The sequence below is a fragment of the Novosphingobium taihuense genome (genome assembly GCF_007830315.1).
Taxonomy (GTDB): Bacteria; Pseudomonadota; Alphaproteobacteria; order Sphingomonadales; family Sphingomonadaceae; genus Novosphingobium; species Novosphingobium taihuense.
The window spans coordinates 103,331-115,865 of sequence record NZ_VLKJ01000005.1 but is presented as its reverse complement, the minus strand read 5'-3'; the positions used below and the strand labels follow the sequence as shown (position 1 = coordinate 115,865).

Sequence of the window (12,535 nt, the reverse complement as noted above, 5' to 3'; positions counted from 1 at the left end):
GCAAGAATAGGAGAGGGACAACAAATGGCCAGCACCACCATCACCCCCGGGCAGGTCGGCCCCCACGTCATGCAGGCCGCCTTCATCGTCGAGGACGTGGAAGCCGCTGTCCAGGCGTGGATCGCGACCACCGGGATCGGCCCGTTCTTCATGGTCCCGCACATCGAGCTGGCAGAGGCGACCTATCGCGGGACACCGTCCGAAGGCATCGACTTCTCGGTCGCGCTCGCACAGTCCGGCGGCGTGCAAATCGAATTGATCCAGCAGCACTGCGACCGCCCCAGCGCCTATCGTGATACCATCGCCAAGGGCCAGACCGGCTTCCACCACTTCTGCATCTACACGGGCGACTATGACGCCTGCCGCCAGCGCTATGTCGATCAGGGCTTTGCCGTGGCCATCGACGGCAAGTTCGGTGCGATGCGCTTCTGCTACGTCGACACGTCAGCGGCGCTCGGCTGCATGATCGAGATCGTCGAAGAAGATGAAAACCAGACATCGGCCTTTACCCGCATCGCCCAAGGCGCGGCGGAGTGGGACGGGGTGACTGACCCGATACGGCCATTGTTCACATAATGTTCTTCAAAGTGTTTCCCCGGGGAAACATGCACCAAAAACCATAAGTATCTGAGAGGAAACGAGAATGCAGTGCCCGGTCGAAGACAGGATCGCGATTCAGGACCTGATGATCACTTATGCCCACGCCGTTGACACCATCGGCAACATCGATGGCATTCTCGAAGTCTTCACCGAGGACGCGGTGTTCGACCTGTCCGGCATCGGCCTCGCCGCGCTCGAAGGGCACGATGGCATCCGCGCCTTCTTCACCAACGTCTTCGCCAACATGGCGCACCACGCTCATTACCTGACGAACTTTGCGGTCACCGCCTACGATGGCGATACTGCCTCCATGCGCGCCTATGTGATCGGCATGGGCCAGGGCAAGGACGGCAGCACCGTGACCGTCAATGGTCGCTACTATTTTGACGTGCGCCGCACCGAAGCTGGCTGGAAGGCGACGCGCTATACCATGGACTTCCTGATGCCGCTGTCGGGTACGCTCGAAAACGCCAGATAGCGCCCAGTTCCTGCCGCAAATGGACACATCCGGGGAGAGCAGGACAGTGACCAAGCCAAGAGGTATGGATCGTCGCCAGATGCTGGCCGGCGCAGGTGTCGTGGCAGCAGTGGCCGCAGGCGGAGGCATCGCCACGGCCGCAAAGGCTGCTGATGCGCCCGCAGCGGACTGGGATCATGAATGCGACGTGCTGTGCGTCGGCAGCGGCCCGGCAGTGACCTTCGGCTGCATCGCCGGGCGCCATGCGGTGTCGGCGTGAAATGGCTCGCGCTCGGCGCGGGGCTGGTGGCGCTCGCTATCTCGGCGCAGGCTGAGGAACCGGCCGCAACCATCTCCTATCAAAAGGAAATAGTTCCGATCCTTGAGCAGAACTGCGCCACTTGCCACCTGACCGGCGAGGAAGCGGGCGGCATGTCCCTGATTGGCGATGCAGCCATCGGCTTCCTCGTCGGCAAGCCCTCGGATGGTGCGCCCGCGATCCTGCGCGTCGCACCGGGCGAGCCGGGCAAGTCCTATCTCGTGATGAAAATTGAAGGCACGCATCTGGACCACGGCGGACAAGGTGCGCGCATGCCATTCGGCGGCTTCCCGCTCGACGATGCCGACACGGCCAAGATACGCGCATGGATTGCACAAGGAGCAAAGTCTTGAATCCCAACCTGGTATCGCTTGAAGGCAAGGTCGCCATCGTCACCGGCGCAGGCGTCGGCATGGGTGCGGCAACCGCCCGCCTGCTCGCCGCGCGCGGGGCAAAAGTCATCGTCTCTGACATCAACCCGGACACAGCCGCCGCAACCGTGGCCGCGATCCGCGACGCAGGCGGCGCCGCACATGCCGTTCGCACCGACGTTGCCGACGAAGCGCAAGTCGAAGCACTCGTCGCCGAGACAGTCCACACGTTCGGCAGGCTCGATTGCGCCGTCAACAACGCGGCGATCACACCCGATAATCTGCCGATCCACGAAGCGGACATGGCCGTGTTCGACAAGGTGCTCAGCGTCGACCTGCGCTCGGTCATGCTATGCATGAAATACGAGATCAGACAGTTGCTTGCGCAGGGTTCTTCAGGTTCCATCGTCAACATCGGCTCGGTCAGTTCAGTCCGTCCGCAGCCGAACAACGCAGCCTATGTCGCGGCCAAGCATGGCGTGATCGGCCTGACCAAGACCGGCAGCCTCGAATATGCAGGGCGTGGCATCCGGGTGAACGCGGTGCTGCCCGGCGCGATCGACACGCCGATGCTGCGCGGTGCGCTGGAGACGACCGGCTTCACCGAAGAGGACTTCGCCCCTGCCCTCAGCCTGTTCGGGCGCTTCGGAAGGCCCGAGGAAGTGGCAGAGGCCAGCGCTTGGCTGTGCTCCGACGCTTCAAGCTATGTCACCGGGCACAGCCTGGCCGTGGAAGGAGGATACCTGACGCGCTAGGCGCTTTCGCGGGCGACGAGCCGGAAGCCGACATCGACCCAGCGTTCGGCAGGCGGTTGATGCGGGCGATGCTTGCGGATGGCGGCGATGGCCTCGCGCGCGATACGGGCACCGTCCACTTCAACCGATGTGATCGTGGGGCGCATCTCGCCCGCAATGGAGCTGTTGCCGAAGCCGACGACAGCGATATCCTCCGGCACCCGCAGCCCGGCGGCCAGTGCCTCCACAATTACGCCTTGGGCAAGATAGTCGGACCCGCAGACCACCACGTCGGGCGTTTCGGGCAGGCGGCGGATTTCGGCGAAGATCCGACGGGCGTGGCCGAAGCTGGATGGCACCTTCACCGTGGATTCGCTGGGCGGCTCATGCCCGGTAGACTGCCATTCCTCGACAAAGCCGGCACGGCGCATGTTGGCGCGGGCGCCTTCCGCCGTGACCACATGAGGCCGACGATAGCCTCGCGACATCAGGAATCGGGCAATATCGCGCCCGGCGGCATGATGCGAGAAGCCTACCGCCATGCCGATCGGATCTTCCGGCAGGTCCCACACCTGAATGAACAGCGCCGGGCTGCGGCGCACCATGGCATCGACCTGCGGGGTGACAGGGCCGGTAAAGATGATCGCGTCGACACGGCGGCTGAGGGCAGCGCGGATCAGGTCCTCGGTGCGCTTTTCCGATACGCCCGTAAGGCCGAGCATGACCGTGGTCCCTGCAGCGGAGAGTTCCTCGACCATGGTCTGGATCGTGTCATTGAAGATCGAATCGGTGAGATAGGGGATGAGCACCGCGACCATCTTCGACTTGCTGGATGCCAGACCGCCCGCAAGCAGATTGGGAATGTAGCCGGTTGCCGCGATGGCGGAGCTGATGCGCTCAGCCGTGCCCTTGGCGACGACCTCGGGGTTGTTGATGAAGCGGCTGACCGTGGCGGTCGACACGCCGGCCATCAGCGCCACATCATCAAGGGTTGGCGTCTTCTCGATAGGTGCGCTCATCGCGCCGACGCTAGCGCGATGTTCGCCGACAATGCAATCGCTCTCTTTTGCGGATCAGGCGAAGCGCAGCGGCACCGAGAGCGCACCGATCTCTGGCCAGCGGCTCACGGTGACAGGGCCATCGAGTTCGAACCCTCTGGTCGAGGACAGAATTTCCTCGAGCGCGACGCGCAATTGCATGCGGCCAAGGTGGATGCCGGGGCAATTGTGCGGGCCGCGACCGAAGGCGAGGTGCTGCGCGATGTTGGGGCGATCGAGGATGAACTTGTCGGGTTCGGGGAACACCGCCTCGTCGCGGTTTGCCGATGCATAGATCAGCGCAATGGCCTCGCCCGGCTCGATAGTGCGACCACCAAGTTCCACAGGGCAGACCGAGGTGCGCGCAAAGCCGCGATAGGGCGTGTAGAGGCGCAGGAATTCCTCGATTGCCGCCGGGATCAGCGAAGGGTCAGACCGCAGTTGCTGCTGCAAGCCCTTGTCGCGCGAGAGGTGGACGCAGATGTTCCCGATCATCACCATGGGCGCAACCATGCCGACGACGAGAACCTGACGGACCGTGCCGACGAGCAGTTCATCGGGCAACGGCTGGCCTTCGTGGCGCGCTTCGAGAAGAGCGCTGGTGGGATCGAGCGCTGGGTCCTGCGGCTGTTCATGGCGCAGCGCGATCAGCGCGCGGGCCATGTCATAAAGCCGGAGAGAGGTTTCCTTCATCACTTCGGGACGGTTCGAGTGTACCGCCAGGATAAAGGCGCGGCCATTGTCGTGCAGCGTATCCAGCCAGTCCTCGGGAATGCGCATCCATTCGCCGAAGACGTGAACCGGAAGGTGGCTCGACAGTTCGACGCAGATGTCACCGCCGCCATTGCCCACCATCGGCGCCAGCAATGCGCGGGTCAGTTCGCGGGCGCGGGGCGCGAAGCTTTCCGCCCGTTCGGCCGACAGGAGCGGGTTCAACGCCTTGCGATAGGGCGTGTGTTCGGGCGGATCGAGGTGCAATGGCGGCCGACGCCCGGTATAGGCAACCTTGGGAATGACATTCTGGACCGAGGTGATGAATGTGGCTGAATCGGATGCCACGCGCTTGACGTCATCGTACCGCGTCACCGCCCAGAAGCTGCCAAGGCCTTCGGTCCACGCAACCGGGCATTGCTGGCGCAGGCGTGCGTATTCCGCGTGTGGGCTGTCAAAGTCTTCCGGAAGTTCGGGGTCGAAGTCCTGCAGGCGATCGGTCATGAACGGTTGCATAAGGACGCATTCACGCCCATGCAAGCGCTATCATTGTGTTGGGAAAGCATATGCGCCAAGGTACGTGCGAACATGAAATGTTGAGCACGAAGCGAGGCTACTGGGCAACCATCCTGACCCTGGCGGCGATTGCCGCAACGGGGTCGATCGCTATCCACATGCTGGTGCCTGCACTGCCGCTGATCGCTTCCGAGCTGGCAATCGGCGAAGCCAAGGCCCAGCAGGTGGTCAGCGTCTATCTTGCCGGACTGGGAGCGGGCCAACTGCTGGCCGGGCCCCTGATCGACCGCCTCGGGCGGCGGCCGCTGATGCTGGCAGGCCTGTGGCTGTTCATCATCGGCGCGCTGGCGGGAGCCTTGGCAACGACCACCGGCCTGCTGCTTGCGGCGCGAGCCATGCAGGCAGCGGGCGGCGCCTTTGGCGTCGTGACCGCGAGGGTGATGGTGGGCGATCTGTTCGGCAAGGACAAGGCAGCAGGCGTGCAGGCCACCTTGATGACCATTGTGCTGATCTCCCCTGCAATTGCACCCGTCATCGGCGGAAGTCTGGCCGATCTTGCCGGGTGGCGGGCGATTTTTGCCGTGCTGGCCCTGGGCGGTGCGGCAACGCTTGCAGCAGCGTTTCGGCGTTTGCCGGAAACGGCGCAGGCCGGAGCAGAGACGGCGCGCACAGGCCTGATCGCATCCTATGGCAAACTGGCAAGAAATCGCCAGTTCCTGCTCACGGCTGTAACCCTGGGCGCGGCCAGCAGCGGGCTTTTCATGTTCCTTGGCGCGGCTCCATTCCTGCTGATCCACCGCTTCGGCCTTTCCTCTGGTGAAGCAGGAATGGCGCTGCTGTGGGTGGCGGCAGCGAGCATCGTCGGAACACGCCTGGTCGTGCTGGTCGAGCGGCGATCGAGTGCTCTGGTCGTCGGCACTGTCAGTTCTGCAGTTGGCGCGACCATCGCGCTGGTGCTCGCACTGGCGGGGATCGAAGGCGTGGTGCCGCTGATTGCGCCAATCATGCTGCTGGGCCTTGGTGCCGGGCTCACCGGCCCGGTGGCCTTCAACGCCGTGGGCTTTGCCGAACCCGGCCTTGCAGCAACGGCAACCAGCCTCGCCGGTGCATTCCAGATGCTGGCGAGCGGCACTGCGATGAGCGTGCTGGGGCTGTTTGCCCCCATCGATCCGCTGCGGCTGGCGATGGCGATGGTAATGACCACCGCAACCGCGCTGTCTTGCGCGCTGGCACGTTCCCGGGCGGTTTAGGCCATGCTGATGTCTGCAATGACGGCATCGAGAGCTTGTGCCGCGTCCTCTCCGGCAAGAAACACCTGCAGCCCGCGCTGCCCCCCGTTGATGAAGATCGCGTCCCACAGCAGCGCGGTTTCATCGAGGACGACGGGCACCTTGCGCATCTGGCCGAACGGGCTGATCCCGCCGACCTTGTAACCGGTCAGGCGTTCGGCATCGGCGGGGCGCATCATCGTGGCGGATTTGGCGCCGAGCGCTGCGGCAACGCGCTTCATCGAAACTTCACCGTCGCTGGGAGCGATTGCACAAGCTGGCTTGCCGTCGATCAGCACCATCAGCGTCTTGAACACCTGCGCCGGTTCGACGCCGAGGGCGGACGCGGCGGCCTGCCCGATGGAGTCCGCATCGGGATCATAATCGTAGCTGCGCAGTTCGAACCGTGTACCAGCCTGTTCGAGCGCTTTCGTTGCCCGGGTTGCCTGTGCCATAGGCGGTCCTTTGGCAGGGCGTCTTCCGGAATGCCAGCCTGTTTGGAGTTCAGTGGATGAGTGTCGCGTTTCGCCGCGAAAGTGATGACGAGCATCTCGAGCCCGTGTTCGAACTGCCGATTCCGCCGGGTCCGAACCTCGTTACCGAGCGTGGCCTTGCGCTGATCCGTGCGCAAGTGGCAGCTTGCGAGGACAAGGTGCAGGCACTGGTGACGGCAGGTGCGGAGGAGGCCGAGATCAAGAAGGCGCGGCGCGAGCAGCGCTATTGGAGCACGCGGGCGGCGACCGCGGAGCTGGTGCCCGCGCCCGATGGAGAGGCCGTGGGCTTCGGGTGTTCAGTCCACTTCCGGCTGAATGGCAAGGCGCGCTGGATCACCATCGTTGGCGATGACGAGGCCGATCCGGCTGCAGGGCTGATCGCGTGGTCAGCACCGCTGGCGCGGGCCATGATGGAAGCCGAAGAAGGCGAATTGGTGGATTTCGGCGGGAAGGCAGAAGCCATCGAGGTGCTGGAAATAAAGCCCGCAAGCGTGGGGCCTGATGGAATTTACCCAGTCGGCTGAAACAGCGCGCCGACATCGTCCAGCAGATCGAGACCGAGGATCGCATCCGCAAGGCGGTCTGCGGCATCGGGCTTCAGTGGTGACGCCGCGCGGTCCACGCAATCGACGAACTTGGCCCGCTGTGCCGATGGCGGAAGCGGTCGCGTGGGGCAGCCAAGGGCATTCTTGAGCCAGGCATGCCGGCTTTCGCCATTGGTCAGCATGATCCGCATCGCGCCGCCAACGCCGGGTTGCCATTCGGGCCGATGCTCCAGCAATGGCTGGATGCGGGCAGCCATGGCCAGAACTTCGGGATCGGCGAGACTTGCGGCGTCGAAATCTTCAAGCCTGACTGCGCCGCGAACCAGAGCCAGCGCTGTCGTGAAAGGAACCGAGAACTTGGCGTCGATCGCCGTTTCCGGCGCCTGCTTGCGCGCCAATGGATCGACCAGCATGGACTGGATGCCATCGACGCTGACTTCGACGCGCTCAATTACGGACGGCGCGATGCCGTGGCGGGCGGAAAGATCGAGCGCCATTTCGATGAAGGGATGGGTGCCCCGGCACGAGGGCCATGGCTTGAACGTGAGTTCGCCGCCCCAATAGTGCACGCCAAGGCCATCGGTAAGGTCTGCCGGATCGAACTGTCCGCCTGCATAGAGCGCGAAGAAGGCAGACTTGCCCTCGAGCGGTTCTTCGAAACCGGGCACACCTTCGCGCGCCAGCAGCACGGATGTGAGCGCGGCCTGCGCGGGGAAGGCTTCGCGCACGGCGCGCAAGGTGGTGCGGCGGCTGTGCTTGATCTCGCCCGGCATCGTTACCTGGCACAGCGTGAGCGAGAGCGCGTCCCTGGTCTGCTGCGGAGACAAGCCGAGCAGATTGGCTGCGCCCGCCACTGCGCCGAACGCGGCGACGATCGGCGGCGGATACCATCCCCCCTGCTCCATCGGCTGGCGCAGCGATAGGGCAATCCGGCAGGCCACATCGCCGCCGACGGCCAGCGCCGTCAGGAAACGACGGCCATCAACCGGGCCTTCGGACTGCGCAAGCGCCAGAAGGACGGGGACGAGCGAGGCGTTGGGATGGGCGGGTGCGCGATCGAAGGCGTCCTCATAATCAACCGCGTGGGCAAGCGCGCCATTGGCAAGCGCTGCGCCGATCGGCTGGACTCGATGCTGGGTCCCGATGATGGCGCAGGGCCCTGCTCCATTAGCGCGGGCAAGCGCGATGAACGGCGCAGCCTCGGGCGCAAGGCCGCTGGCGGCATGGATCACGCCTATGGCATCGAGGGCCACGCTCCTTGCCCCTTCGCGCGCAAGATCGGGCAGAGTCTCCCAGCGGGCTGTGGCGATATGGCGGCAGAGAAGGTCGCTCAAGCTATCGGTCATCGTTTCAGCCGGGCAGAGGGCCATGCAAGCAGGGCGGGATCATGACGGCATGTCCATTCGCCACGGTCAAGCCGGGCCGATGCAGGGAAGGCACAGATCGGGCGCGTGAAGCTTGTGCCATCGGCGATCTTGCGAGCCTCGATACGCGCGGGTGCGAAGCCTTGTTCGACCCAGCGGATCAGCGCCCAGAGCATGTCGTTTTCCGGGTTTTCGCTGATTGGCACATGACCGGAAGCGCCGAACGTATCTGCACCCGGACCGCCGCGGCAGTGGTACATGCCGGGAACCATGAACAGACGCACGGCATCGGAAAGCTTGGCCAGTCCGCCGTTATCACGGGCCAGCGCGCCGTAGTAGTCGAGCGTCGGCCCGGCATTGGTCGAAGGGTCCTGCCAGCCCTGATACATGATCGCGCGGTGGCCGGCGGCGATGAACGGGCTGATCGCGGTACTGTCTGCCCGCAGCTGCGGCATCACGCGGTTGATCGTGGCAAGATCGCCGGTGCGGCTGAAGGTCAGCGCGTCCCATTCGGGATCATCGTGCGCTGCATCGGCCCACATGGCGCGCAGCAGCGGCGATGGCGGGCCGGGGCGGGTGCGAACGGCCGGGAACAGGCCCCGATCCATCGCCCTGCCCCTCTCATCGCGCAATGGGGCAATGACGGAATTGAGCATGGCAAGTTTCGGCGCGGTCAGGCAGCTTTCGCCCTGCCCCGGCTTGCACAGCAGCCTCGCCGTGCGGAAGCGGCACTGCAGGGGGTTGGTGACGATGCCATCGACCTTGCCATCCAGCGGATCGCAGGTACGGGTGACGGCGCTTTCATAGAGCGACCAGTCGGCATCGCTGAGCGCGGCGGCTGGCTTGCGCTGTGCCTCAAGCGCGAACCACATCATGCGCACCGATTGCAGCGGCATGTTCGGCCCCGGCGCACCGGCGATCACGCCATCGTAATCATGCGGATGGACCTGCATTTCCTTGAGCGACTGCCGCCCGCCGCCGGAACAGCCGGTGAAGTAGCTGCGCTCGACCGGCCTGGCATAGAACTGCGCGGCAAGTGCCTTGGCCGCCTTTGCCGCAAGATGCACGGCGCGGTGTTCGTAATCGGTGCGGGCCTTGGGCACACGCATCCAGTGCGCATCGGTTACCCTGTGTCCGCTGTCGGTGGTGATGGTGGCGAAGCCCTGTCCCACGCGCAGGCTCATGTCGAGGTAGTTGAACACCCCGGCATCGCCGCCGACACCCGCGCCCAGCAAGCGCCCGTTCCACGCCATCGGCAGCCACAGTTCGAAGCCGATGGTTCCCTCTATCCGCCCCTCGACCCGGCAGAACGCCGCATCGACGGGGACGGACTTGTAGAAGGTGGCCTTGTCATCGGGCTTGAATTTGGTCCCTGCAGGGATCGCCGTGGCCTTTTCAACCACAACGTCCCCGCTGGCGCCCTCAAGCGCGCTGCAATCGCCGGGGCTGGCATTGGCAACTGTCGCCGCCAGAACAAGCGATAGCAGCGCCGCCATCAGAACTTTACGCCCGCCGTCATCGAGAACATGCGCGGGATCGGGTTGGCCGACTGCGCATCGTAACCGCGCGTGGTATCAACGAAGGGCGGATCCTCGTTGAGAAGGTTGCGCACGTCAAAGCCGATGCGCAGGCGCTCGTTCACCTCAACGTTCAGACCCAGATCGAAAGTATCGTAGTTGGAGACCTTCTGCACCGGGGTGACCGTGGTGTTGGTGTAGGACGCCAGATGGTTCCACGTCAGGCGGCCCGAGAAGATGCCGACCTTCGCACCGATATCCGCCTGTGAGCGGAACTTCTGCGGGAAGTTGATCAGGCCGACGACGTTGGCCACAGCCGCACCCGGCAGAGGCTGGAACAGGTACTTGGTATAGTACGTACCCGAAACGCCGGCATCGAACTGTACCGCGCCCATTTCCCATTTGGCGTATGCGGAAAAATCGATCCCGCGCACGCGCGAACGGCCAAGGTTCTGGCGGCGGCCATCGACGATGAACTGCACCGCACTGGCATTGATCGGCTGGTTGATCGGCAGGCCCGAAGCAATCAGCGCGTTCACTTCGGTCTGCGAGGGATTCAGCTTCACGAACGATGCGTAGAGCGAGTTGGTGAGGATGCCGGGCGTGCCGCGCAGGGCCTGGATCTGGTCCTTGTAGTCAATATCGAAGTAGGTCAGCGACAGGCGCAGCGCACTGATCGGGCGGAACTCTGCGCCCACCGACCATGTCGTTGCCGTTTCGGGCTTCAGCCCCGGATTGCCGCCAGCGATGCCGATGCCCGTGAAGTTGCCCGAGGCGCCCGGCAGCGTATCGTAGTAAAGGCCCGCCCCGCCCGCGATGGTCGAGACTTCGGTGAAGGTCGGCGCGCGGAACGAAGTGCCGTAGCTGCCGCGCAGGGTCAGCGATTCCACCGGCTTCCACGTCAGGCCGATCTTGGGATTGGTCGTGCTGCCGAAGTCGCTGTACTTCTCATAACGCCCTGCGATCGACAGCGAGAGCTGTTCGATCCCGGGCATGGCATTGCCGCTGCCGACGATAGGCACGAACAGTTCACCAAACACCGCCTTGACGTTGCGCGTGCCGGAATCGGCCACGCTGCGCGGGGTGGCGGCCTGCCCGGTCTTGAGATCGGTGTAGGTGTACTCCTCGCGATATTCGCCGCCCAGCGCTACGCGCACTGCGCCGCCGGGAAGATCGAACAGCGAGCCATCAAGCTGGACGTTGGCAACGTCGAGCTTCGTGCGGCCGGTGATGATGAACAGGTTGTCGCGGATCTTCGCCAGCGTCGCCGGGTTGTTCGGCCCACCGAACACGTTGAGCGCCGTGGCAGGATTGGTATCGGCGAGCGCGGCGTTGAGCGCGGCAGTGTTCACGCCCAGGCGGCGGTCGGCGACATCTTCGGATTCACCGTGCGCGTAGTAGGCGGTAGCCTTGAAATCGCCGACCAGCTTGGCCTCGATCCCGCCGACGACGTTCCAGGATTCACCATGATAGGGGTTGAAATCAGGCCCCAGCGTCGGAACCATCGACCACAGCACCGTCTGCTGTGTGGTGCCGGGCACGGGGGTGACGAAGAACGGGTTGGTGCTGCGCACGGTGGCGCTGATGTTGTTGATGCCCGATATGGTGCCGTTGCGATAGGAATAGAACCCATCGGCAAAGACGCGCACGCTTTCGCCCACGTCCTGCGAGAAGGCGGCAGTAACGTTGTAGCGCTTCTGCTCCGGGATGACGGTGTCCAGCGCGTTGTAGAAGCAGCGGTTGGCGGTGCCTGCGACAAGCGAGCCGACATTGGCCGAAGTCACCCCGCCTTGCGGAATGGCATAAGTCCTGCCGCCAAGGCTGATCGTGCCCGGATCACAGTTCTGGACGCGAAGGTCGCGTCCGCCGCGGTTGCGGTTGTCATCCTGATAGAAATCGAGATCGTAGCCGCGCAGGTGGGTGTTGTGGGTGTATTCGGCGGCAATCATCGCCGAGCCGCCATCCCACTTCTTGCCGAAGAGTCCGGCGAACTGCTTTTCGGTGTATCCCCCTTCGGCCATCCCGGCGCGAGCGCGCACTTCCACGCCATCGAAGTTGCGACGCAGGATGAAGTTCACGACACCGGCAATCGCGTCCGAACCATAGACGGCCGAGGCGCCGTCAGCCACGACCTCGACACGTTCGAGCGCGATGGCGGGGAGCACCGAGGGATCGGTGTATTGCCCTTGCGTGCCCTGCGGCGGGAAGCGGCGGCCATCGTAGAGCAGCAGCGTGGCATTGGTGGAGATGCCGCGCAGGTTGATGCCCGCGCCACGCGTGGCGTTGGCCGCGCCGTTCTGGGCCGAGCCGCCGTTGCGGTTGGCCCCCAGCGAGACGACCTGCGGCACCCGGCGCAACAGGTCATTGGTCGAGGTGACCGGCTCCTGCGCGATGTCGTCTGCGCCGATGGCGATAACGTTCGAGCCGACCGGAGCGATGCCGCGGATGCGGCTTCCGGTGACCACGATCGACTGGTCGTTCGGCGCATCGGCTGCGGTGTCCTGCGCTTCCTGCGCGTGAACGGTTGAAATGCAAGCGATTGCAGAGGTTGCTGAAAGCAGCACCTTGAAAGCGTTCCGGTTCCCCATCTTCAGTCTCCCAT

General features: G+C 64.4%; 13 protein-coding genes. 7 read left to right on the top strand and 6 right to left on the bottom strand.

The genetic code is table 11. The features are described 5' to 3' along the window. Positions 1 to 24: 24 nt before the first annotated feature. The 5 genes from IQ25_RS11820 (at position 25) to IQ25_RS11800 (ending at position 2,502) form a co-directional block, all read left to right on the top strand. Positions 25 to 576 carry a VOC family protein gene (locus IQ25_RS11820; protein ID WP_144906032.1) on the top strand — a complete coding sequence of 184 codons (552 nt, stop codon included), beginning with the start codon at positions 25 to 27 and terminating at the stop codon, positions 574 to 576. Positions 577 to 643: 67 nt separating this feature from the next. Next, positions 644 to 1,078, top strand: a complete 435-nt coding sequence (locus tag IQ25_RS11815; protein ID WP_144906030.1) for a nuclear transport factor 2 family protein — start codon at positions 644 to 646, stop codon at positions 1,076 to 1,078. A gap of 46 nt (positions 1,079 to 1,124) precedes the next feature. After that, positions 1,125 to 1,337, top strand: a complete 213-nt coding sequence (locus tag IQ25_RS11810; protein WP_144906028.1) for a hypothetical protein — start codon at positions 1,125 to 1,127, stop codon at positions 1,335 to 1,337. Beyond that, complete coding sequence (locus IQ25_RS11805; RefSeq protein WP_144906026.1) at positions 1,334 to 1,729, top strand: c-type cytochrome; 396 nt, start codon at positions 1,334 to 1,336, stop codon at positions 1,727 to 1,729. The genes IQ25_RS11810 and IQ25_RS11805 overlap by 4 nt, the downstream gene beginning before the upstream one ends. Then, positions 1,726 to 2,502 carry an SDR family NAD(P)-dependent oxidoreductase gene (locus IQ25_RS11800; protein ID WP_220094542.1) on the top strand — a complete coding sequence of 259 codons (777 nt, stop codon included), beginning with the start codon at positions 1,726 to 1,728 and terminating at the stop codon, positions 2,500 to 2,502. Before IQ25_RS11805 ends, IQ25_RS11800 begins: the two co-directional genes overlap by 4 nt. Here IQ25_RS11800 and IQ25_RS11795 read toward each other — a convergent pair. Both IQ25_RS11795 and IQ25_RS11790 read right to left on the bottom strand, forming a co-directional pair. After that, a complete protein-coding gene (locus tag IQ25_RS11795; protein WP_144906022.1) occupies positions 2,499 to 3,500 on the bottom strand; it encodes a LacI family DNA-binding transcriptional regulator in 1,002 nt (333 codons plus the stop codon). The two genes, IQ25_RS11800 and IQ25_RS11795, sit on opposite strands and share 4 nt — an antisense overlap. A gap of 54 nt (positions 3,501 to 3,554) precedes the next feature. After that, positions 3,555 to 4,733 (bottom strand): cytochrome P450, encoded by a 1,179-nt coding sequence (locus IQ25_RS11790; protein ID WP_144906020.1) that lies wholly within the window; start codon positions 4,731 to 4,733, stop codon positions 3,555 to 3,557. 89 nt (positions 4,734 to 4,822) lie between these two features. Here IQ25_RS11790 and IQ25_RS11785 point away from each other — a divergent pair, with 89 nt between their 5' ends. Next, positions 4,823 to 5,995, top strand: coding sequence for a Bcr/CflA family efflux MFS transporter (locus IQ25_RS11785; RefSeq protein WP_144906018.1), 1,173 nt, complete (start codon positions 4,823 to 4,825; stop codon positions 5,993 to 5,995). Here IQ25_RS11785 and ybaK read toward each other — a convergent pair. Beyond that, on the bottom strand, positions 5,992 to 6,468 hold the full coding sequence (gene ybaK, locus IQ25_RS11780; protein ID WP_144906016.1) for a Cys-tRNA(Pro) deacylase: 477 nt from the start codon (positions 6,466 to 6,468) through the stop codon (positions 5,992 to 5,994). The two genes, IQ25_RS11785 and ybaK, sit on opposite strands and share 4 nt — an antisense overlap. Before the next feature lie 56 nt (positions 6,469 to 6,524). Here ybaK and IQ25_RS11775 point away from each other — a divergent pair, with 56 nt between their 5' ends. Further along, positions 6,525 to 7,031, top strand: coding sequence for a GreA/GreB family elongation factor (locus IQ25_RS11775; protein ID WP_144906014.1), 507 nt, complete (start codon positions 6,525 to 6,527; stop codon positions 7,029 to 7,031). Here IQ25_RS11775 and IQ25_RS11770 read toward each other — a convergent pair. From IQ25_RS11770 to IQ25_RS11760, 3 genes are read right to left on the bottom strand one after another with little or no spacing between them, the layout of a single operon-like run. Further along, positions 7,016 to 8,398, bottom strand: coding sequence for an MmgE/PrpD family protein (locus tag IQ25_RS11770; RefSeq protein ID WP_144906012.1), 1,383 nt, complete (start codon positions 8,396 to 8,398; stop codon positions 7,016 to 7,018). The genes IQ25_RS11775 and IQ25_RS11770 overlap by 16 nt on opposite strands. Beyond that, on the bottom strand, positions 8,395 to 9,912 hold the full coding sequence (locus tag IQ25_RS11765; RefSeq protein ID WP_144906010.1) for a tannase/feruloyl esterase family alpha/beta hydrolase: 1,518 nt from the start codon (positions 9,910 to 9,912) through the stop codon (positions 8,395 to 8,397). Before IQ25_RS11765 ends, IQ25_RS11770 begins: the two co-directional genes overlap by 4 nt. Beyond that, complete coding sequence (locus tag IQ25_RS11760) at positions 9,912 to 12,521, bottom strand: TonB-dependent receptor (RefSeq protein WP_144906008.1); 2,610 nt, start codon at positions 12,519 to 12,521, stop codon at positions 9,912 to 9,914. The genes IQ25_RS11765 and IQ25_RS11760 overlap by 1 nt, the downstream gene beginning before the upstream one ends. Between the last annotated feature and the right edge of the window lie 14 nt (positions 12,522 to 12,535).